This is a genomic window from Streptomyces sp. CG4, assembly GCF_041080655.1.
In the GTDB taxonomy this organism is placed as follows: Bacteria; Actinomycetota; Actinomycetes; order Streptomycetales; family Streptomycetaceae; genus Streptomyces.
This window is the reverse complement of record NZ_CP163525.1, coordinates 5,795,774-5,816,819: the sequence shown is the minus strand read 5'-3', so window position 1 is coordinate 5,816,819 and position 21,046 is coordinate 5,795,774. Positions and strand designations below refer to the sequence as shown.

The following is a 21,046-nucleotide window of genomic DNA, read 5'->3' as shown; positions in this document are numbered from 1 at the left end:
CACCCCATGACCACGGCTCTCGCCCACCCCGCCGCCCTCGACGCCGTCGCCGCCCTGTCCGGGCCCGGCGGGCATCTGATGCCGTCGGCCGCGCTGTCCTCGCTGCTCGGCGCCGACGCCGCCGACTGGGCGCGGTTCGCCGCACACTGGGACGAGCTGACCCTGGACACCTACATGGCCGACGGGGGCACGTACCGCTTCCGCCGCTACGGCCAGTTCGACCTGGACCCGGCCGCCGGGGAGCTGACGCTGCTGCCGCACGAGCCGTACCGGCAGGAGACCGACGTCAATCCGCTCAACGGCGGCATCGAGCGGATCTTCGACCCGCTGACGGAGTCGTTCGTGAACGACCCGCTGCTGCGCTCGGTGCTCGTCGCGCTCGGCCGCATCTTCAGCGCCGCCCTCGGCCGGGACGCGGACGGCACCCGGCGCTGGAACGTCAAGCTGCACCCGTACCGGATCAGCGCCTCCGCCGGACAGGTGGGCCAGCCCGCGCCCGAGGGCCGGCACCGCGACGGGGTCACCTTCATCACCTCGCTGCTGATCGGCCGCACCAACGTCGGCGGCGGCGAGAGCGGGGTGTACGCCGACTCGGGCGCCCATCTGCTGACGACTACGCTGTCCGAGCCCGGTGACCTGCTGCTGGGCGACGACCGCCGCACGCTGCACTCGGTGACCCCGGTGCACCCGGTGGACCCCGCGCTGCCCGCACACCGTGACGTCCTGGTGATCGCGTACACGGCGCGCTGAGTGCCGACCGCCGCCCGCCCCCGACGCCTGTCCCCGCCGTAGCACCGCCTTCTTCGCAGCACCGCCTGCGCAGCACCGTCGTCCCCCGTTCCGTAGAGGAGTGCCCATGACCGCCACCGCCGCCCGCAGCGGCCGGCTGACCGATCTTCCCGTCCTGCTGGTGGCAGTGGTGTGGGGCTCCAGCTATCTGGCCGCCAAGGGCGTCACCACGGAACGGACGGTGCTGGCCGTACTGGTGCTGCGGTTCGCCGTGGCGCTGCCGGTACTGGTCGCCGCGGGCTGGCGGCGGCTGCGCGGCCTGAGCGCCGTGCAGCTGCGCGGGGCCGGGCTGCTGGGGCTGATCCTCGCCGGGATCTTCCTGCTGGAGACGTACGGCGTGGTGCACACCTCGGCGACCAACGCCGGGCTGATCATCAGCCTCACCATGGTCTTCACCCCGCTGGCCGAGAGCCGGGTGCGCGGCACCCGGCTGCCGGGCGCCTTCATGGCGGCCGCCGGGCTGTCGGTGCTCGGCGTGGCGCTGCTCACCCAGGGCGCCGGTTTCAGCGCCCCGACCGGTGGCGACCTGCTGATGCTGGGGGCCGCCGTCGCCCGTACCGTGCACGTCCTCGCCATGTCCCGCATGGAGTCGGTGCGCGGGGCGGACGCGCTGTCGCTGACCACGGTCCAGCTGGGCGGGGCGGTCGTCGTGTTCGCCGCGCTGGTGGCGCTGCCGGGCACCGGTGCCTCGCCCTGGGCGGCCGCGGCCGGCTTCGGCGCCGGGGACTGGCTCGGGCTGGTCTATCTGTCCGCGTTCTGCACCCTGTTCGCGTTCTTCGTGCAGATGTGGGCGGTGCGCCGTACCTCGCCGTCCCGGGTGAGCCTGCTGCTCGGCACGGAGCCGGTGTGGGCCGCGGCGGTCGGCATCGCCGTCGGCGGGGACCGGCCCGGCTGGCTGGGCCTGCTCGGCGCGGTCCTGGTACTCGCGGGCACGGCATGGGGGCGGTCGGTCGCGGACCGGGAGCGGGCGGCCGGATCGACCACGGAGGGGGCGACCGCGGAGGCAGCGACCGCGAAGACGGAAACCGAGGGCACGGAGGCCGAGGCCGCGGTGTGAGAGCAGGCCTGCGGTGTGAGATCAGGCCCACGGTGTGAGAGCAGGCCCGCCGTGTGAGATCAGGCGTCCAGCCAGCCGAGCCGGACGGCGCAGGCGCCAGCCTGGAAGCGGCTGGCGGCGCCCAGGCGTTCGGTGAGCTCGGAGACGAGACGGCGGACCGTGCGTTCGGAGACACCGAGCTTGCGGGCCATGGCCTCGTCGGTGAGGCCGCCCGCGAGCATCCGCAGCAGTTCCAGATGGCGCCCCTCGGGGCGCCATTCACCGTCCGGCCCGGCCGCCGCGTCGGTCAGTACGTTCGCCGCCGCCCAGCAGTGCTCGAAGAGCTCCCGGAATACCCCGACCAGCGTCTCTCCTCGCAGGATCACCGCCGTGATCTCGCCGATCGCGGACGGCGGCGCCGGCACCAGCGCGGTCGAGCTGTCCGCGACGATCAGCCGCAGCGGCAGCGTGTGCGCGGTGCGCACCTGCGCTCCGGCCGCGCTCAGCCGGCGCAGATAGGACGCCATGTGCGGCACGGCAGCCGCGGAACCCAGGTGGATCGTGCGCATGCGCACCCCGCGCCCGATCACGGCGAGGTCCCGCTCCAGGCCCGACTCGACCATCCGGGCGGGCAGCGCGCGTCCGGGGTGCAGCGACAGCACCTCCTCCTCGACGCGCCGGGACACGTCCTCCAGCGCCGCCGACACGTTCGCGGCACCGGTCACCACTTCCATCCGTACCGGGAGCAACTCCCGTGCGTGCACCGGCTGGAAGTCGGCGAGGATCCGCGTCAGCGCGGACCGCGTGCGCTGTACGGAGCTGAGCAGCGCGGACGTGTGCTGCTCCTCCTCCACGAGGAGGTTGCGCAGCGCGGTGTCGGGCGACAGTGCCGTCCACCCGTTCCCGCTGGCCGGAGCCGACACGAACAGCCTTAGCCTGTGGAGGAGTTGAAGGGCGTCGGCGAACTCCGCGTCGCTCCAGCCGCGCTCGCCGATCACGCTCTCGGGGTGCCAGTCCGCGTCCTCCAGCGCGATGCGATAAAGCTCCTGAGCACGCTCCTTCACATCCATCGGGCCCCCTCCAAGTCGTCCCCCGGCGCGACCTCCCCCGGCCGAGCGCCCCGTGGATCTTAGGAACGTCCCTGGTCAGCTGGCCAGACAAGGTCCGGCATACGGACGCGGCGGGCGCCGGACGGGCCGTCCGGGCCTGGCCATGGCCGGTCCCGGAACCAGCGCGGACATGGCCGTGGGTGACCGTTCCGGCACATGCTGACGGCGCACCTCGCGACTCGCGCACCGCACACCCAGCCCACCCTGATCCCGGAGGTTCGCCATGCCCGCTCCGTCCGCCATACCCGCTCCGTCCGCCGCGTCCGTCCTGTCCCCGGCGTCCGTCCTGTCCCCCGCGCCCGTCCTGTCCCCCGCGCCCGTCCGGCGTCGCGTCCGGCGTGTCACCTCAGCCGTCGCTTCCGCCGTCACCTCCGCCGTCGCCCTCGCCGCCCTGCTCGCGGCCGGCGCATCCGTCACAGGTGCCGCCCCGGCGGCCGGTACCACGGCCGTCGCCGCCGGCTCCGACTCCCTCATCTGGGGCTGACCGCCGTGCCCGTACCGGCCGTCGCCGTCGTCGCCCCGCTCACCGGGCCGCGGACGGCCGCGGGCACCGTCCTCCTCGCCGAGGTGGACCGGATCCGTGGCGGCGCCCCGGGAACGGCCGACTGGCAGGTGTTCCGCGAGACCCCGGATGTCGCGCACGCCGTGGCGGCCGGCGACTACTCCGCGGTCGTCGGCCACGCCGACCCGTCGGTCGCCGACGGCGCGCTGGACGTCTACCGGCGGGCCGGACTCACCTGCCTGCTGCCGCTGCTGCCCGGCCGCGCGCCCGCGCTGAGCTGGGCACCCGACGAGACCCGCCTCGCCCGCGCGCTGGCCGACGCCGCCCTCGCCCTCGGCGCGACGGCTCTGACAGTGGCGTACGACGACGACCACGGCAGCACCGCACTGGCCGGGCTGCTCGCCGCGCGGGCCCGGGCGACGGGGCTCGCGGTGCGCACCGACGGGGGCACGGCCGACGGGCCACCGGTGCCGTCGGCGGTGTCGGGCCATGACCCCGGCGGTGCCGGATCCGGTGCCGTCCTCGCCCTGCTCGCCCCGCAGCACCGGCTGCCCGCCCTCCTGCGCGCCCGGGAGGGGGAGCCGTGGCGGGCCGTGCTGGTGGTGGCGGACTGCGGGTTGCCGTCGTTCGACGCGCTCGTGGCGGCCGCCGTACGACTGCCCGTGTCGGCCGTCCATCCTGAGCCCTGTCTGGTCCGCCGTACCCGGGCGGCCGTGGCCGCGCTGGCCGCCGCCCTGGCCGAGGACCCCTCGCTGCGCGGCGCCCGGCTAGCCGCGCGGGTCCTGTCCCGCTCGGCGCTCCTGCTCGGTCCGGGCGGCGGCCTGCTCGGCGAGGGACGGCGCGTGTCACGGCTGTCCGCGGTGTGCCCGATCCGGGCCGCAGCCCGGGAGGACGCCCTGACCGCCCCGCACGCCCCGGCGCTCTGACTCCCGCTCAGACGACCCGTACGCCGCCGCGCCACACCCCGCTGACCAGGGGTACGCCCGGCCGGTAGGCCAGGTGGACGTGGCTCGGGGCGTCCAGGAGGGTCAGGTCGGCCCGGGCGCCGGGGGTGAGGCGGCCGATGTCGGTGCGGCGCAGGGCCGTCGCGCCGCCGGCCGTGGCCGACCAGACCGCCTCGTCCGGGGTCATCCGCATGTCGCGGACGGCGAGGGCGATGCAGAAGGGGACGGAGGAGGTGAAGGACGAGCCCGGGTTGCAGTCCGTGGACAGGGCGACCGTGACGCCCGCGTCGAGGAGACGGCGGGCGTCCGGCCACTCGGCTCGGGTGGAGAACTCGGCGCCGGGCAGGAGCGTGGCCACCGTGCTGCTGTTGGCCAGGGCGTCGACGTCGCCGTCCGTGAGGTGAGTGCAGTGGTCGGCGCTGGCCGCGTCCAGCTCGACGGCCAGCTGGACGCCGGGGCCGTAGGAGAGCTGGTTGGCGTGGATGCGGGGGTGCAGGCCCTTCGCCCTGCCCGCCGTGAGGATCGCGCGGGCCTGGTCGCCGTCGAAGGCGCCCTTCTCGCAGAACACGTCGATCCAGCGGGCGTGCGGCGCGCAGGCGTCCAGCATCTCGCCGGTGACCAGGGCGACATAGGCGGCCGGGTCGTCGGCGTAGTCGGGGGAGACGATGTGCGCGCCGAGGTACGTCACCTCGTCGGTGTGCCGCGCCGCGAGGCGCAGCGCGCGGGACTCGTCCTCGACGGTCAGGCCGTAGCCCGACTTCGTCTCGAAGGTGGTGGTGCCCTGGCGGAGGGCTTCCGCCAGGTAGTGGGTCAGGTTCGCCTCCAGTTCCGCGTCGCTCGCGGCCCGGGTGGCGGCGACCGTGGTGCGGATGCCGCCCGCCGTGTAGGAGCGGCCGGACATCCGGGCGTTGAACTCCTGCGTGCGGTCTCCGGCGAAGACCAGGTGGGAGTGCGAGTCCACGAAGCCCGGCAGCACCGCCCGGCCGCCCGCGTCGACCCGATTGTCAGTGGCGGGTGCTTTGCTGGATTCACCGGTCCACACGACGCGGTCGCCTTCGATGACGACGGCCGCGTCCTGGACCAGGCCGAGGGGAGAGCCGTCACCGAGGGAGGGGTCGTTGGTGACCAGCGTGGCGATGTTGGTGATGACGGTGCTGCTGCTCATGGTGTCCTCGTGGGTGGTGGTCAGGAGCGGAGGGCTTCGACTGCCCGCGCGAGGGCCTGAGGCACGTCGGGTACGAGCGTGTGCGCCCCGTCCCGTACGACATGCCGTCCGCCGACGACCGTATGCCGTACGTCCGCTGCCGTCGCGGCGAATACGGCCGTCTCGGCGCCCAGCCTGGGCAGCGGGCCCGCTGTCCTGACCGAGTCGAGGGCGACCGTCGTGAAGTCGGCGAGGGCGCCGGGTTCGAGGGTGCCGGCCTGGTCCCAGCCGAGCGCGGCGTGGCCGTCGGCGGTGGCGGCCCGCAGCAGGGCGGCGGCCGTCCAGTGGCCCCGGGTGCGGGTGCGCAGCCGCTCGTTCAGCTCCATCGCGCGCGCCTCTTCGAGCAGGTCGATGACGGCGTGGCTGTCGGAGCCGAGGGAGAGCGGGGAGCCGGCCCGCTGGAGGGCGGCGGCCGGGCCGATGCCGTCGGCCAGGTCCCGCTCGGTCGTCGGGCACATACAGGTGCCGGTGGCGGAGCCGCCGAGCAGGGCGATGTCCTCGTCCGTGAGGTGGGTGTTGTGCACACCGGTGGTGCGGGGCCCGAGGACGCCGTGGTCGGCGAGCAGCCGGGTGGGCGTGCGGCCGTGGGCGGCCAGGCAGGCGTCGTTCTCGGCGGTCTGCTCCGACAGGTGCACATGCAGCGGGGCCCGCCGCTCCTGCGCCCACCCGGCCACGGTCGCCAACTGGCTTGCCGGCACGGCCCGTACGGAGTGAATCGCCGCCCCGATCCGCGCGTGGTCCCGCTCCTTGAGAACTGCGCAGCGTGCGGCCCAGGCCTCCGCGCTGCCGTCGGAGAACCGCAGCTGGTGGGTGTTGGGGGCCTCGCCGAAGCCGGCGGACAGGTAGCAGGTGTCGAGGAGGGTGATCCGGATGCCGGCTTCGGCGGCGGCGGCGATCAGCGCCTCGCCCATCGCGTTGGGGTCGGCGTAGGGGGTGCCGCCGGGCGCGTGGTGCACGTAGTGGAACTCGCCGACACAGGTGATGCCGGCCAGGGCCATCTCGGCGTACACCGCGCGCGCCAGGGCGTGGTAGGTCTCCGGGGTCAGGTGGTCGGCGACGGAGTACATCACCTCGCGCCAGGTCCAGAAGGTGCCGCTGCCGACCTGGACGGTGCCGCGCAGCGCCCGGTGGAAGGCATGGCTGTGGGCGTTGGCGAGCCCCGGCAGCGTGAGCCCGCGCAGCACCTCGGCGCCGGGCGGCGGGGTGGGGACACCGGTGCGGACGGCGCTGATCCGGCCACCGTCCACATCGAGGGCCACGCCCGGCTCGACGTTGGTGTCGAGCCAGGCGTGCTCCAACCAGTAGGTCCGCGTGGTCACCTGCAGGCCAGCCCTTCCAGTACGTCGGCGAGCGCGCGCACCCCGGCCACGCAGTCGTCCTCGGCGGCGAACTCGGCCGGGGAGTGCGAGACACCGGTGGGGTTGCGCACGAACAGCATGGCGGTCGGAATGCTGCCGGAGAGGATTCCGGCGTCGTGTCCGGCACCGGTCCCGAGGACGGGGACCTTCAGGTCGGTGCCCTTGCCGAGGATGCGGCCGAGTTCGTCGCGCAGGGCGTGGTCGAACTCGACGACGGGGGTGAAGGACTCCCGTACGACGTCGAGATCGACGCCGTGGGCGTCCGCGTACTCCCGGGCCGCCTTCTCCACCCCGCCGACCACCGTGTCCAGTGTGTCCTGGTCGGCGGCGCGGGAGTCGAGCCAGCCGCGCACGAGGGAGGGGATCGCGTTGACCCCGTTGGGCTCCACGGCGATCTTGCCGAAGGTGGCCACGGCGCCGGCGAGCTGTGCCTCCCGGCGGGCGGCGAGCACGGTCTCGGCGTAGGACAGCATCGGGTCGCGCCGGTCGGCCAGCCGGGTGGTGCCGGCGTGGTTGGCCTCGCCCCGGAAGTCGAACCGCCAGCGTCCGTGCGGCCAGATGGCGCTGGCGATGCCGACCCGGTCGCCGGACAGGTCCAGCGCACGGCCCTGTTCGACATGCAGCTCGACGAAGGCGCCGATCCGGGCCAGCCGCTCCGGGTCGGCCCCGATGCCCTCGGGGTCGTACCCGGCGGCGGCCATGGCCTGCGGCAGGCTGACCCCGTCCCCGTCGGTGAGCCGATGCGCCTGCTCCACGGTCAGCTGCCCGGCGGTGAGCCGTGACCCGACACAGGCGAGTCCGAACCGGGCGCCTTCCTCGTCGCCGAAGTTGACGAGGGCGAGGGGCCTGGTGAACCGCACGTTCCTGGCGCGCAGTTCATCGAGCGCGGCGAAGGAGGACACGACCCCGAGGGGCCCGTCGAAGGCCCCTCCGTCCGGCACGGAGTCCAGATGCGACCCGGTGACCACGGCGTCCCCGGCGGCAGGATCCCCGAGCCAGGCCCACTGGTTCCCGTTCCGGTCGACCTCGTAGGTCAGCCCACGGTCTTCGGCCTGCTGCTGGAACCAGGCCCGGCATTCGGCGTCCGCGCCGGTCCAGGCGTAGCGCCGGTAGCCACCGGAGTCGGAGTGCCGCCCGATGGGAAGCAGCTCGCGCCACATCTCATGAAAGGAGGGCGCCTGCTGGGCGGCGGACCCGCCAGGCTGTGGGCAGTCGTTCCGCAGGGCGATGGGGGTCCCCCCGGTCGAGCGAAGCCGAGACTGGGGGCGGGTGGGCACAGCCGAACCCGCACCCGGCGACGAGACCTCAGCCTCCACCGGAGAGTTGCCGTGCCCAGCCTCACCAACGGTCACGCCTCGTCACCCTCACGCATAGGCACACGCACCCCGCGCTCCTGCGCAACGGACTCGGCACTGTCGTACCCCGCGTCGACGTGCCGGATGACACCCATACCCGGGTCGTTCGTCAGCACCCGCCGGATCTTCTCGCCACCCAGCTTCGTCCCGTCGGCCACGGTGACCTGCCCGGCGTGGATGGAGCGGCCCATACCCACACCGCCACCGTGGTGAAGGGAAACCCACGACGCCCCGGACGCCACGTTGACCATGGCGTTCAGCAGCGGCCAGTCGGCGATCGCGTCGGAGCCGTCGAGCATGGCTTCGGTCTCGCGGTACGGGGAGGCCACCGAGCCGCAGTCGAGGTGGTCGCGGCCGATGGCCAGCGGCGCGGCGAGCTCCCCGCTCGCCACCATGTCGTTGAAGCGCTCACCGGCCTTGTCGCGCTCGCCGTAGCCGAGCCAGCAGATCCGCGCGGGCAGGCCCTGGAAGTGGACGCGCTCGCCGGCCATCTTGATCCAGCGGGCCAGGGACTCGTTCTCCGGGAACAGCTCCAGGATCGCCTTGTCGGTCTTGGCGATGTCGGCGGGGTCGCCGGACAGGGCCGCCCAGCGGAACGGGCCCTTGCCCTCGCAGAAGAGCGGGCGGATGTACGCGGGGACGAAGCCGGGGAAGGCGAACGCCCGGCCGTAGCCGGCGAGTTGGGCCTCACCGCGAATGGAGTTGCCGTAGTCGAAGACCTCGGCGCCGGCGTCCATGAAGCCGACCATGGCCTCGACGTGCCTGGCCATGGACTCGCGGGCACGGGCGGTGAAGCCGGCCGGGTCCTTGGCGGCTTCGTCGGCCATGTCCTCGAAGGCCACACCCAGCGGCAGGTACGCCAGCGGGTCGTGGGCGGAGGTCTGGTCGGTGACGATGTCGATGGGGGCGTTCATCGCGAGCAGCTGCGGGAGCAGCTCGGCCGCGTTGCCGAGCACGCCGATCGACAGCGGGCGGCGGGCGTCGCGCGCCTCCACCGCCAGCTGGAGCGCGTGGTCCAGCGAGTCCGCCCTGACGTCGAGGTAGCGGTGCTCGATGCGGCGCTCGATGGCGCGCGGGTCGCAGTCGATACAGATCGCGACGCCGTCGTTCATCGTCACGGCGAGCGGCTGGGCGCCGCCCATGCCGCCGAGGCCGGCGGTGAGGGTGATGGTCCCGGCGAGGGTGCCGTTGAACTTCTTGGCGGCGACGGCGGCGAAGGTCTCGTAGGTGCCCTGGAGGATGCCCTGGGTGCCGATGTAGATCCAGGAGCCGGCGGTCATCTGGCCGTACATGGTCAGGCCGAGGGCCTCCAGGCGGCGGAACTCCTCCCAGTTGGCCCAGTCGCCGACCAGGTTGGAGTTGGCGATGAGGACGCGCGGGGCCCACTCGTGGGTCTGCATCACGCCGACCGGGCGGCCGGACTGGACCAGCATGGTCTCGTCCTGCTTGAGGGTCCGCAGCGTGCGGACCATCGCGTCGAAGGAGCGCCAGTCACGGGCGGCCTTGCCGGTGCCGCCGTAGACGACGAGCTTGTCGGGGTGCTCCGCGACCTCCGGGTCGAGGTTGTTCTGCAGCATGCGCAGGGCGGCCTCCTGCTGCCATCCCAGGGCGCTGAGCTCTGTGCCGCGCGGTGCTCGTACGGGGCGGGGTCCCGACATCGTCTGCCTCCTCCTGTTACTGCGTCTATTCACATCCTGTCCGCCTGAATAGAACTAGTCAACACCTCGGGGCGACCCTCTTCGCACGCCGGCGGTGTTTGGCTGGATGTACCGGAGGCGGAGACGAGGGGAGAGGCTGTGGAGCGGGACATCGAGGCCGAGGCCGAGGCGCGCGCCGCCCGGCGGGACGAGGCGGTGCGCGCCGCCGTGGAGCAGGGGCTGCTCGCTCCGGACGCGGCCGTGGTCGCGCTGCTGGACGTGACCGGGATCCGGGAGTCGGCACGAGCGCTGCGGGCGGCGTTCGACGCGGTCGTACCGTCCGGGACGCCGGTGCTGCACGCCTTCGCGGTGAAGGCGACCCCGCTGGTGCCGGTGCTGCGGCTGCTGCGCGAGGCGGGCCTCGGCGCCGAGGTGGCGAGTCCGGGCGAGCTGGCGCTGGCGCGGGCGGCCGGGGTGCCGGCGGAGCGGACGGTGCTGGACGCGCCCGCGAAGACCCCGGCCGAGCTGCGCGAGGCGCTGGCGCTGGGCATCGCCGTCAACGCGGACAACCCCCAGGAGCTGGACCGGCTCGACGCCCTGGCGCACGAGTCACCCACCCGGTCTCCGCTCGGCATCCGGATCAACCCGCAGATCGGCGGCGGCTCGATCGGGGCCACGTCCACGGCGACGGCGACCTCCAAGTTCGGGGTCGGCCTGCGCGACGAGGGGGCGCGCGAGTGGGTCGTACGGGCGTTCCTGGAGCGGCCGTGGCTGACCCGGCTGCATGCGCACACCGGCTCGCAGGGCATCCCGATGCCGCTGCTGGCGCGGGGCGTGGCGGAGACGTACGCGCTCGCGGAGGAGATCAACGCGCGGGCCGGGCGGCGGCAGGTCGACACGCTCGACATCGGCGGCGGGCTGTCGGTGGACTTCGCCTCGGAGGCGGCGGCGCCGACGTATGCGCAGTACGCGCGCGTACTGGCCGAGGAGGTGCCGGGGCTGTTCGACGGGCGGTACGGACTGGTGACCGAGTTCGGACGCTCGCTCATGGCCCGGCACGGGACGGTGGTGGCGCGGGTGGAGTACACCAAGAGCGCGGGCGGGCGGCGGATCGCGGTGACGCACGCGGGCGTGCAGGTGGCGACGCGCACGGTGTACGTACCCGAGGCGTGGCCGCTCAGGATCGCCGCGTACGACGCGAAGGGCCGGCCGAAGACGGGGCCGGAGACGGTGCAGGACGTGGCCGGGCCGGCCTGCTTCTCGGGCGACCTGCTGGCCGAGGGGCGCAGCCTGCCCCTGCTGGAACAGGGCGACTACGCGGCGGCGCTGGACACGGGCGCGTACTACTTCGCCCATCACTACGCCTACAACTCCCTTGTCCGGCCGGGTGTGTACGGCTTCGCGCCGGACGGTGCGGGAGGCGTGGCCTTCGCGGTCGTACGGGAGCCGCAGACCCTCGCCGAGGTGGTGGCGGAGTCCGGCGGGGCGCACGCGGACGCGCTCACCACGCTATGGGCGCCGGAGCACCGGTGACGCGCCCCGGCCGCCCTCTCGAACGCATACTTCCGATGCGGCTCGTCCACGAGGGGCCTGACGCCGATCTCAGCGTCGCATGTGGGTACGCGAATCGAATACGTGACCTTTTTGCAGGAGCGTCGTTGAACGGATGACGGCGCCACAGATGGGGAGAGGGGGTGCCGGTGAGCCGAAAACTGCCACTCGCCGACGGCGACACTTCCCGCACTGCCTGTGCCTGTGCCCTGATTCGGTCGGGCGTGGACGAGAAGACCGGCGAAGTCCTCACAGCTGCCGCCCTGGCGGAACGAATTGCCTGGTGCGTCGACTTGGTGGCTGGGATGGTCGGCACGCTGCTGGCCGAGCACTGGAACATCACCGATGTCGACACACTGGCCTCCGGCAAGGACGCCGGAGGTAGAAAGCTGCCGTCGAACGCGTGGATGGCGCTGCGTCGCCTGGGCTGGACAATCTCCCTGCCGGACGGTGTGAAGGTCAACGACCGGATCGTGCGCATGGCCCAGGAACAGGCCGGGCGCGCTCTGCGGTCGGCGAAATGGCGTGCAGACGCGGCCGCCGGGATCCTGGCCACCTGGCCTGCTGATCCGAACAAGCGCACCTCGCGAGAGTGGGATGCGGTACGCGAGGCGATACCGGGCGGCGAGCATCTGCCGTCCAGCATCATCCGCTCCCGCACGCGACAGATCACCGCTTTTGAGCGCGAGCACGGGCGTCTCGCGGCTGATCTGTGCGAGCTGGAATCAGCTCCGCGTGTTGCCCGCATGCTGCTACTGGCGGCCTGCGACGGGCAACAAGCGACCATCGGACGATCGGACGACGGGCAGCGAGCCCTGCTGCGCATACAGCTCCCCACCCGGGCCGACCCGCAGAAGTACGCGGACTGGACATGGGTTTCCTGCCCGATCATCCTGCCGCCGACCATCCCGGCGAACGCCGTGATCCACCTGCCTACCCTGCGCCTCGCAGGCGGCAAGGTGCGGGCCGACCTCGCCTACACCCACCCCGTACCCAAATCCCAGCGCACAGGACACACAGTCGCACTTGGCGTGGACTGGGGGCTGAATACCCTGCTCTCGGCCGGGGCAGTCCGGCTCCGCGACGACGGGCGCATCAGCGCCCTTGGTGCAGGCGCCGAGTTCCGGGCTGCTGGAGTACTCGCGAAGCAGTACCGGATACGCCGTCTCTCCGAGCGGCTGCACGGCAAAGCAGACCACTATGCCCGGCTCGCCGATCCCACGCTGAACGGAAAGGCGGAGGTGCTGGCCGAAGAGATACGACGCGTATCCGAGCGCCGCTGCAACCTCAACGACGCTCTTGCTTGGAGTGCGGCCCGGTGGGCTGTCGATCAGGCTATCGCTGCCAGGGCGACGGTGATCTATCTGGAAGACTTACGGTCAATGGAAGCGGGCGGCATGGGCCGCACCCACAACAGTCGCATGTCGCAGACTGTGCGAGGTGCGATTGCCCACCGCGTGCGGCACCTCGCCGCCGAGGTCGGTATCGCCGTAGTCACGGTGCCACCGCGCAACACCTCCAAGCACTGCCCCTACTGCTTGGTCCCACTGCGACACCGCAAGGCCCCCGACCGCCCCACCGTGGCAGGATGGAAGTGGGCTGTCTGCCCCAACCGTGAGTGCGGTTGGCAGGGCGACCGCGATCACGGCGCTTGGCTCCGCATCGCAGCACGCGGACTCGCCCACCAGTCCAACACTGTTGTCGACCGCAGCACTGGCACGATGGTGATCCGCTCGGTGGTCGACAAGTTCGAGTCCAAAGCCGTCATCGTGACGGACCGTAAAACCAGCCGGAAAGACCGGTCAAAGACCGGCGCCACCCGGCCTCACTCCAACCGCCTCGCGCCCAGGCGACGCGAGGTTCCCTCCCCAGCAGTCGGCCCGTGCGGTCCTGCTGGCCAGCGTCCGGAGGGACACGGACCAACGGGTCGGACCCGGCTGCCCCGAGCAGCCCACCGACACCAGGGCGTGATCACGTTCAGCAAACCCATCGCAGGCCATCGGCCACGAGGAGCAGTACTGGGCGCGGGATTCCATCTCCACGCTCATGCTTCCCCGCCCTGGTGGGCAGAACCCGCGCCGGACACCATGTCTCGCACGGGAACGCTTGGCTGATCAGAGACGCTCAGGGATGCGCTGGAGAGGCGCGGCGCTAGACCAGCGCCGCGGTACGGCGGCGGGCCCCGCCCGGGGCCGCGTCGCCGGCCGCGATGCCCGTACCGCGCAGGCCCTTCACGTCCTTGCCGGCCGGGCGCCCGCCGCGCCGGTCGAGCCAGTCGACGCGCACCCACAGCAGGGTCTGCGCGGCGCGCTCGCGCCGCCCGAGCCAGGCGGCCTTCAGCCACAGCCCGGCACCGAGTCCGGCCAGCAGCAGGCCGCCGGCCGCGGGCACCGCGAAGGACGAGCCGAGCGCGAGGGCGAAGGCCGACAGCAGCCACCAGCGGTGTCCCCGGCGCCAGGTGCGCACGGTCACCGCCCGGTCCTGCAGCACGTCGTACCTGCCCGCGCGGGCCGCGCCGTGCGCGAGGTCGGCGTACCGCGCCCGGTGCACCAGCGCCACGACCGCCGCGCCGAGCAGGAACAGTGCGGCCCCGGCGAGCACCCCGATCCGGCGGCCGGTCACCCCGGGCGGCAGCACCCCGATCCCCGCGGCGCACACCCCGGACCACCACAGCGGTGCGGCCCCGGCCCGTACGACGACGGCCACCCGGGCCAGGCCCTGCACTCCGCGTACTCCGCGCGCCACGATCCGCCTCCTCGCCGTTCCGGCACAGTGCTGTCGGCCGGGCACGGTAACGAGCGAACGTGAGACGAGTCTGAGAGCGCGCCGGGGCACGCGCGGGTCACTCGACGAACAGCCCGCGGGCCGCCGCCTTCGCGTCGAACTCCTCCAGCCGGGCCTGCGCCGCGGGCAGGTCGTCACAGACCGCCTCCAGCAGCACCCGGCCGAGCAGCATCGGCGCGCACGCGGTGTCGAAGGCGAGCCCGGTGCCGACGGCGGCGGGCAGCAGCAGGTCGGAGTACTTGGCGACCGGCGCGAACGCGGAGTCGGCGACGGTGACGGTGGTCAGGCCCGCGTCCTTGGCGTAGGCGAGGGTGTCGACGACCTCGCGCGGATGCCGGGGCAGCGCGAAGCACAGCAGCGCGGAGGCGCCCGCGCGGACGGCGGCGTCGATCCGGTCCTGGATCATCGTGCCGCCCTCGTTGAGCAGCCGGACGTCCGGGTGGACCTTGGCGGCGAAGTAGGCGAAGCCGTACGCCTGGGAGGCGGCCGCGCGCAGGCCGAGCACCGGCAGCGGGCGGGAGGCGGCGAGGATCCGGCCGGCCTTCTGCACCGGGCGCGGGTCGGCGAGCAGGTCGGCGAGGTGCCTCAGGTTCTCGATCTCGGCCTCGACGGCCTGCTGGTACTCGTTGAAGGCGCCCGCCTCGGCGGCCGGTTCGGCGGGGACGACCTCGCGCAGATGCCGGCGCAGCGCCGGATAGCCGTCGAAGCCGAGCGCGACGGCGAACCGGGTCACCGACGGCTGGCTGACCCCGGCCAGTTCGGCCAGCTCCACGCTGGACAGGAAGGGCACGTCGGCGGCCCGCCGCACCATGCTGTGCGCGATCCGGCGCTGGGTCGGCGTGAGCCGGTGCCCCTCGAACAGCGCCTGCAGCCGGTTCGCGGGACTGTCCGTGACGCCGAAGGCCCCTCCCGCAGCCCCGCCGGAAGCCGTACCCGGCGTCTCTTCGAAGGCCACACCGGTACTCCTGTCCACGCTCATGACGCGCTCCCCCTCCAGATGTCCGTGAACCGGTCGAGCAGTGCGGCCGCCTGTGTCACGTCGTCCGTGAGCGGCCGGTCGGCCGGGTCGGGGTCGAGGACCGACTCGGCGAGCGCGAACGCCTCTCCGGCCGGCAGCCCCTGGTCGGGCCGCAGGTCACGCTGGCGCAGCGCGCGGACGGCGGCGACGAGCTCGCAGCCGACCACCAGACGATACGCACCGCACGCGCGCAGGGTCTGCCGCGCGGCGAGCGAGGCGAAGCTCGCCTGTTCCTCGACGCCCCGGGAGAGTACAGCGTGGCCGAGCGAGGCGGGCGCGGAGAAGGCCCGTAGGTCGCCGAGGGCCGCGCCGGCCGCGTACTCCAGGATCATCACTCCGGAGGAGGCCGGCTCCTGGTCGGCGAGGAAGGGGCGCAGCCGGGTGTAGGCGGGCTCGTTGAGCGTGGACAGGCGGGACGTGGACAGCCGGGCCACCTGGGTCACCGCGAGCCTGAAGTGGTCGAGGGCGAGGGCCAGTTGGGCCTGGTAGAAGCCGCCGTGGTGGTAGGCGGCGAGATCCTCGGGGGCGATGAGCGGGTTCTCGGCGGCCGCGTTGATCTCCACGCACAGCACCTGCTCCAGGGCGTCGGCGGCATCGTGCGCGGGGCCGTGGATCTGGGGCAGGCAGCGGAAGCCGTACGGGTCCTGAATCCGGCCGAGCGGCGGGGTCGGCCGGTCGGCGGCGCCGATCAGCTCCCGCATCCGCCGGGCCGTCTCGGTGCTGCCCCGGTGCGGGCGGGCGGCGTGCACGGGGGCGGCGTAGGCCTCGTGGGAGCCGTCGACGGCGAGCAGGGACAGCGCCGCGACGACCTGGGTGGCGCCGATGAGCCCGCGCAGTTCGTGCAGGGCGAGCGCGGACTGGCCGAGGGTGAGGGCGTTGCTGCTGATCAGGGCGAGGGCGTCGTTGTTGTCGAGGGGCTGCGGCGCGGGGGCGCCGGGCGGTGATCCGGGGGCGCCGCGCCAGGGGTGCTCCCCGGCGAGCGCGAGCCCGAGCTGGGCCAGGGCGGCTATGTCGCCGGTGCCGACGGAGCCGAACTCGTTGACCACCGGGTACGCGCCCGTCTCCAGCGCCTCGCACAGGGCGGTGATCACGCCGGGCCTCAGGCCGGCGCCGCCGGCCAGCAGCTGGTTGGCGCGGACGGCGAGCATCGCGCGCACCTGGCGGGCCGGGAGGGGTTCGCCGACGGCACCGGCGTGGCTGCGCAGCAGCCGCAGGCCGTGGCCGGCGGCGGCCTCGGTGGGCACGTCCTCGTTCCGGTTGGCGCCGACGCCGGTGGAGCGGCCGTAGACGCGCCCGGTGGCCGCGATCTGCCGGGCGGCGTTCCAGGAGTGCTCCACGCGCCGCATCGCGTCGGCCGCGAGGACCGGATGCGCGGCGCGGTCGGCGAGCCGGACGACGTCCTCGACGCCGAGTCCGGACCCGTCCAGGACCACGGTCGCGGTCTGCGTGGCTGGAACGGACTGCGGCGCGTCCACAATGCGAGACGACATCACGTCCAAACTCCCCTCAACCCAGACATCCGATCTTGCCCTTCGGTCATCTGTTACAGCGGATTAACACCGACCCGTTGACAAGCTATTCACACACCAAGAACTCTGCATGACGTTATACAGCCGGGCAAGGGACATCTCATGATCCAGTTCGACGCGGTCCACAAGCGCTTCCCCAACGGCACCACAGCAGTCCACGACCTCAACCTGGAGATGCCGGAGGGCGGCCTCACCGTCCTGGTCGGATCCTCCGGTTGCGGCAAGACCACCACCCTGCGGATGATCAACCGGATGATCGAGCCGACGTCGGGCACCATCCGCGTCGGCGGCAGGGACGTCACCCGGCAGGACCCGGCCGAACTGCGCCGTTCCATCGGCTACGTCATCCAGCAGGCCGGCCTCTTCCCGCACCGCACGGTGCTCGACAACATCGCCACCGTCCCGCTGCTGCTCGGCTGGAACCGCCGGAAGGCCCGGGCCCGCGCCGCAGAACTCCTGGAGACCGTCGGCCTCGCCGCCGAAGCCGGCAAGCGCTACCCGCACCAGCTCTCCGGCGGCCAGCAGCAGCGGGTCGGCGTCGCCCGCGCGCTCGCCGCCGACCCGCCGGTGCTGCTCATGGACGAGCCCTTCGGCGCGGTCGACCCGGTCGTACGCACCCAGCTCCAGGACGAACTGCTCAGGCTGCAGCAGGAGTTGAGCAAGACCATCGTGTTCGTCACGCACGACATCGACGAGGCCGTCCGGCTCGGCGACCGGATCGCGGTCTTCCGCACCGGCGGCCATCTGGTCCAGTGCGCCCCGCCCGCCGAACTCCTCGCCCGCCCGGCCGACGACTTCGTGGCCGACTTCCTCGGCGCGGAGCGCGGACTGAAGCTGCTGTCCCTGAAGACCCTCGCCGACGTCCCGCAGGGCCCGGCACCACAGGGCGGCCCCTGGACCCTCGTCCGCGACGCGCAGGGCAAGCCCCTGCACTGGGCGTCGAAGGACGCCGAGATCCCCGTACGCCCGCTGACGGACGCCGACTCCCTGCTCTCCGCGCTCAACGAGTCGGTCGCCTCCCCCACCGGACTGATCGCCCGCGTCGACGCCGACGGCGTGCTCACCGGCGTCTCCTCCCGCAACGACATCCACGAGCACGCGGGACGCGCCCACGCCGAAGTGCGGGTGGCCGCATGACGATCGACTGGTCCTGGATATCCGCCCACACCGACGACCTGACGACTCTCACCCTCTCCCACCTCCAGGCCGCCCTGACGGCCGTAGCCCTCGGCCTGCTGATCTCGCTCCCGCTGGCCGTGATCGCCCACCGGCTCCCCCGCCTGCGCGGTGTGCTGCTCGGCGCTTCGAACGTCCTCTTCACGATCCCGTCGATCGCGATCTTCGTCCTGCTCCTGCCGGTCAGCGGCCTGACCCGCACCACCACCGTGACCGGCCTGACCGTCTACACCCTGGTCGTCCTGCTGCGGAACACCGTCGAGGGCCTCGACTCGGTCCCCGTGAAGGTGAAGGAGGCGGCGAAGGCGATGGGCACGCGCCCCCTGCGCACGCTCCTCACCGTCGAGTTCCCCCTCGCGCTCCCCGTGATCTTCGCCGGCGTCCGTATCGCCACCGTCATGTCGATCTCCCTGGTCTCCGTCGCCACCTACATCGGCGACGGCGGCCTCGGCCAGCTCTTCACCGACGGCTTCCAGCGCAACTTCGCGACCCCGGTGATCGCCGGAGTGGCCCTCACCCTGCTCCTCGCCGTCGTCGCGGACGCGGCGCTGGTCGCCGTCCAGTACGCCCTCACCCCCTGGACCAGGAGGCGAGCCTGAGATGTACGAGCTCCTCAAGAACCTCGGCGCCTGGCTGACCAGCGGCGCCCAGTGGACCGGCCCCGACGGCATCGCCCACCGCCTCGCCGAACACCTGCAGTACTCCCTGCTGGCCACGCTCATCGCCGCCGCCATCGGCCTCCCGCTCGGCCTGCTGATCGGCCACACCGGCAAGGGCGCGTTCGTCGCGATCAACCTCGCCTCCTTCGGCCGCGCGCTGCCGACGGTCGGCCTGGTCGTGCTGGTCTTCCTGGCCGGCGGTCTGTCGATGCTGCCGGTGTGCGTCGCGCTGGTGGCCCTCGCGGTCCCGGCGATCGTCACCAACACCTACGCCGGCATGACCGCCGTCGACCCGGATGTGAAGGACGCGGCGCGCGGGCAGGGCATGCGCGGCCACCAGGTCCTGTTCCGGGTGGAGTTGCCGCTGGCCCTCCCCCTGATCATGACCGGCCTGCGCCTGGCCCTGATCCAGGTGGTCGCCACGGCCACCATCGCCGCGTACGTCTCCTTCGGCGGCCTGGGCCGCTACGTCTTCGACGGCCTCGCCCAGCGGGACCTGGTCCAGGTGCTCGGCGGCGCGGTGCTGGTCGCCCTGGTCGCCGTCGTCCTGGACGTGGCCCTGGCCACCCTCCAGCGCTTCCTCTTCCTCCCCCACGCTCGACGGCTCGCGCGCGGGGGCACCCCCATCCGCACCGCGTAGGGAACTACCGACATGAACCGACGTACTCTCCTCGGCGGCCTGTTCGCGGTCGCCTCCGTCCCCGCCCTCTCCGCCTGCGCCAGCGGCATCACCTCCCTCAACGGCCAGGGCTCCGGCACCGGCGGCGGTGGCTCCAGCAAGGGCGGAGTCACCATCGGCACGGCCAACTTCACCGAGAACCAGGTGCTCGGCTACCTCTACGCGGCCGCCCTGCAGGGCGCCGGTGTGAAGGTGACCGTCCGCCCCAACCTCGGCACCCGCGAGATCGTCATCCCGGCGCTCAGGGGCGGCGACATCGACCTGCTGCCCGAGTACCAGGGCGCCCTCCTCAACTACCTCGCCCCGAAGGCCACGGCCTCCGAGTCCGGCGAGATGCAGAACGCCCTCACCCAGGCCCTCCCGGCCGGCCTCCAGGTGCTGCCCTACGGCATGGCGGAGGACTCCGACGCCTTCGTCGTCACCCGCGAGACGGCGAAGCAGTACGGGCTGACCTCCCTCGCCGACCTGAAGAAGCAGAACGGCAAGCTGGTCATCGGCGCCGCGCCCGAGGTGAAGAAGCGCCAGGTCGGCGCGGTCGGCCTGAAGGACGTGTACGGCGTGGAGTTCAAGGAGTTCAAGTCGCTGGACTCGGACGGGCCGCTGGTCAAGGGCGCGTTGAAGAAGGGCGACGTGGACGTGGCGAACCTCTTCACCACCGACACCGACATCCAGGCCAACGGCTGGGTGGTCCTCACCGACCCCGCGCACCTCATCCCCAGCCAGCACATCGTCCCGCTCATCGCCGACCGCAAGGCCGACGACACCGTCCGCAAGGCCCTCGCCGGGCTGGGCAACCTGCTGACCACGGCCCAGCTCACCGAGCTGAACCGGCAGGTGGACAAGGACAAGAAGGACCCGGAGGACGTGGCGAACGCGTACGCCAAGCAGCACGGGCTGGTGAAGTAGGGGGGTTGTCCCCAGTGCGGTGGGCGTGAGCGCTTCCTAAGGTGGAGCCATGAGCGCACTGGACTCTCGGGACACCGACCTGAGAAAAGAACTCGACGCCACCCTCCAGACCCGCAGGGAACTGGGCGAGGAGTACGAGCCGGCGCTGGTCGACTCCTTTCTGGAGAAGGTCGGGCAGCGGATCGACGAGGCGGTGGACCGCCGGGTGCGGCGGCAGCTGGCCGAGCAGCAGATGGCGAGCGCGCGCGGCACCCGGCGCCCGAAGGACGCCGACACCTGGCCGGAGCGCTTCGGGTTCGCGATCATCTCGCTGGTCCTGGCGATACCGCTGACCGCCGTCGGCGGCGGCATCGCGGGGACGACCGGGACGATCGTCACCTGGGTCGGCATCGTCGGCGTCAACTTCGCCCAGGCCGTGCGGCTCAACCCGGACCTGCTCGGCGGCCGCCGCGACCGCTCCCGCGAGGACGGCTGAGCCGCACGCCCGCCGGGTCGGCAGGACGATGATCTGGCGGAGGCCGGCGTGCCGGGGCCGGCTGGTGGCGTAGTCGACGAGGTGCGCGACCAGCAGGTCGGCGCCGAAGGCGCGTCCCCGCCGGCCACGGGAGCGACGGCAGCCGACCGCACCCCGTGTGCGCCCAGCGCCCAGATCCCGCTCGACGGCATGGAGCACAGCCCGGCGCGGCCGAACGCCTTGCGCTGCTGGGGAGTTGGGGATCCGGTACCGCCCACTGAGCCCCGCCGAGCCCCGCTGAAAAGGCTTGCGCGGGGACCGCCGCACCCCCGTTGCCGGGGGGCGGGACGACGGCG

At 73.0% G+C, this 21,046-nt stretch carries 19 protein-coding genes; 11 read left to right on the top strand and 8 right to left on the bottom strand.

What is annotated here, in order from left to right; all coding sequences use genetic code 11:
• Positions 1–6: 6 nt before the first annotated feature.
• Positions 7–750: a 2OG-Fe dioxygenase family protein gene (locus AB5L52_RS26550; protein WP_369366632.1), complete on the top strand. Its 744-nt coding sequence runs from the start codon at positions 7–9 to the stop codon at positions 748–750.
• 106 nt (positions 751–856) lie between these two features.
• The gene (locus AB5L52_RS26545) at positions 857–1,846 is read left to right on the top strand and encodes a DMT family transporter (protein ID WP_369366630.1); all 990 of its coding nucleotides are present in this window, start codon (positions 857–859) and stop codon (positions 1,844–1,846) included.
• A gap of 59 nt (positions 1,847–1,905) precedes the next feature.
• Here AB5L52_RS26545 and AB5L52_RS26540 read toward each other — a convergent pair whose 3' ends face one another.
• Entirely contained in the window at positions 1,906–2,895 is a 990-nt protein-coding gene (locus AB5L52_RS26540; protein ID WP_351765911.1) for a helix-turn-helix transcriptional regulator, read from the bottom strand.
• Positions 2,896–3,157: 262 nt separating this feature from the next.
• Between AB5L52_RS26540 and AB5L52_RS26535 the strand changes: the two genes are divergently transcribed.
• Both AB5L52_RS26535 and AB5L52_RS26530 read left to right on the top strand, forming a co-directional pair.
• On the top strand, positions 3,158–3,418 hold the full coding sequence (locus tag AB5L52_RS26535) for a hypothetical protein (RefSeq protein ID WP_369366628.1): 261 nt from the start codon (positions 3,158–3,160) through the stop codon (positions 3,416–3,418).
• A 5-nt stretch (positions 3,419–3,423) separates the two neighbouring features.
• Positions 3,424–4,362, top strand: a complete 939-nt coding sequence (locus AB5L52_RS26530; protein WP_369366626.1) for a hypothetical protein — start codon at positions 3,424–3,426, stop codon at positions 4,360–4,362.
• Positions 4,363–4,369: 7 nt separating this feature from the next.
• Here the strand turns inward: AB5L52_RS26530 and hutI are convergent, their stop codons facing one another.
• The 4 genes from hutI to hutU form a co-directional block, all read right to left on the bottom strand.
• Positions 4,370–5,545 (bottom strand): imidazolonepropionase, encoded by a 1,176-nt coding sequence (hutI, locus tag AB5L52_RS26525; RefSeq protein WP_369366624.1) that lies wholly within the window; start codon positions 5,543–5,545, stop codon positions 4,370–4,372.
• 20 nt (positions 5,546–5,565) lie between these two features.
• A complete protein-coding gene (locus tag AB5L52_RS26520; RefSeq protein ID WP_351765903.1) occupies positions 5,566–6,903 on the bottom strand; it encodes a formimidoylglutamate deiminase in 1,338 nt (445 codons plus the stop codon).
• Complete coding sequence (locus AB5L52_RS26515) at positions 6,900–8,102, bottom strand: allantoate amidohydrolase (protein ID WP_351564208.1); 1,203 nt, start codon at positions 8,100–8,102, stop codon at positions 6,900–6,902. Before AB5L52_RS26515 ends, AB5L52_RS26520 begins: the two co-directional genes overlap by 4 nt.
• Positions 8,103–8,290: 188 nt before the next feature.
• Entirely contained in the window at positions 8,291–9,955 is a 1,665-nt protein-coding gene (gene hutU / locus AB5L52_RS26510) for a urocanate hydratase (RefSeq protein WP_369366622.1), read from the bottom strand.
• Positions 9,956–10,093: 138 nt separating this feature from the next.
• On the opposite strand from hutU, the gene AB5L52_RS26505 reads away from it, so the two are divergent.
• Together AB5L52_RS26505 and AB5L52_RS26500 are read left to right on the top strand one after the other, a co-directional pair.
• A complete protein-coding gene (locus AB5L52_RS26505; RefSeq protein WP_369366621.1) occupies positions 10,094–11,467 on the top strand; it encodes a diaminopimelate decarboxylase in 1,374 nt (457 codons plus the stop codon).
• 242 nt (positions 11,468–11,709) lie between these two features.
• Positions 11,710–13,599, top strand: a complete 1,890-nt coding sequence (locus tag AB5L52_RS26500) for a zinc ribbon domain-containing protein (RefSeq protein ID WP_369366619.1) — start codon at positions 11,710–11,712, stop codon at positions 13,597–13,599.
• Positions 13,600–13,636: 37 nt separating this feature from the next.
• Here AB5L52_RS26500 and AB5L52_RS26495 read toward each other — a convergent pair whose 3' ends face one another.
• From AB5L52_RS26495 to AB5L52_RS26485, 3 genes are all read right to left on the bottom strand, one after another.
• Positions 13,637–14,230 (bottom strand): hypothetical protein, encoded by a 594-nt coding sequence (locus AB5L52_RS26495; protein ID WP_369366617.1) that lies wholly within the window; start codon positions 14,228–14,230, stop codon positions 13,637–13,639.
• Positions 14,231–14,327: 97 nt separating this feature from the next.
• The gene (locus tag AB5L52_RS26490; RefSeq protein ID WP_351027540.1) at positions 14,328–15,248 is read right to left on the bottom strand and encodes a MurR/RpiR family transcriptional regulator; all 921 of its coding nucleotides are present in this window, start codon (positions 15,246–15,248) and stop codon (positions 14,328–14,330) included.
• Entirely contained in the window at positions 15,245–16,777 is a 1,533-nt protein-coding gene (locus AB5L52_RS26485) for an aromatic amino acid ammonia-lyase (RefSeq protein WP_351027538.1), read from the bottom strand. Before AB5L52_RS26485 ends, AB5L52_RS26490 begins: the two co-directional genes overlap by 4 nt.
• 141 nt (positions 16,778–16,918) lie before the next feature.
• Between AB5L52_RS26485 and AB5L52_RS26480 the strand changes: the two genes are divergently transcribed.
• From AB5L52_RS26480 to AB5L52_RS26460, 5 genes are read left to right on the top strand one after another with little or no spacing between them, the layout of a single operon-like run.
• The gene (locus AB5L52_RS26480; protein WP_369366614.1) at positions 16,919–17,953 is read left to right on the top strand and encodes an ABC transporter ATP-binding protein; all 1,035 of its coding nucleotides are present in this window, start codon (positions 16,919–16,921) and stop codon (positions 17,951–17,953) included.
• Positions 17,950–18,591, top strand: coding sequence for an ABC transporter permease (locus AB5L52_RS26475; RefSeq protein ID WP_369366613.1), 642 nt, complete (start codon positions 17,950–17,952; stop codon positions 18,589–18,591). Before AB5L52_RS26480 ends, AB5L52_RS26475 begins: the two co-directional genes overlap by 4 nt.
• A 1-nt stretch (position 18,592) precedes the next feature.
• Positions 18,593–19,291 (top strand): ABC transporter permease, encoded by a 699-nt coding sequence (locus AB5L52_RS26470; RefSeq protein WP_369366611.1) that lies wholly within the window; start codon positions 18,593–18,595, stop codon positions 19,289–19,291.
• Positions 19,292–19,303: 12 nt separating this feature from the next.
• Entirely contained in the window at positions 19,304–20,236 is a 933-nt protein-coding gene (locus AB5L52_RS26465) for an ABC transporter substrate-binding protein (RefSeq protein WP_369366609.1), read from the top strand.
• A gap of 49 nt (positions 20,237–20,285) precedes the next feature.
• Complete coding sequence (locus AB5L52_RS26460) at positions 20,286–20,711, top strand: hypothetical protein (RefSeq protein ID WP_351027529.1); 426 nt, start codon at positions 20,286–20,288, stop codon at positions 20,709–20,711.
• The last annotated feature ends 335 nt before the right edge of the window (positions 20,712–21,046 follow it).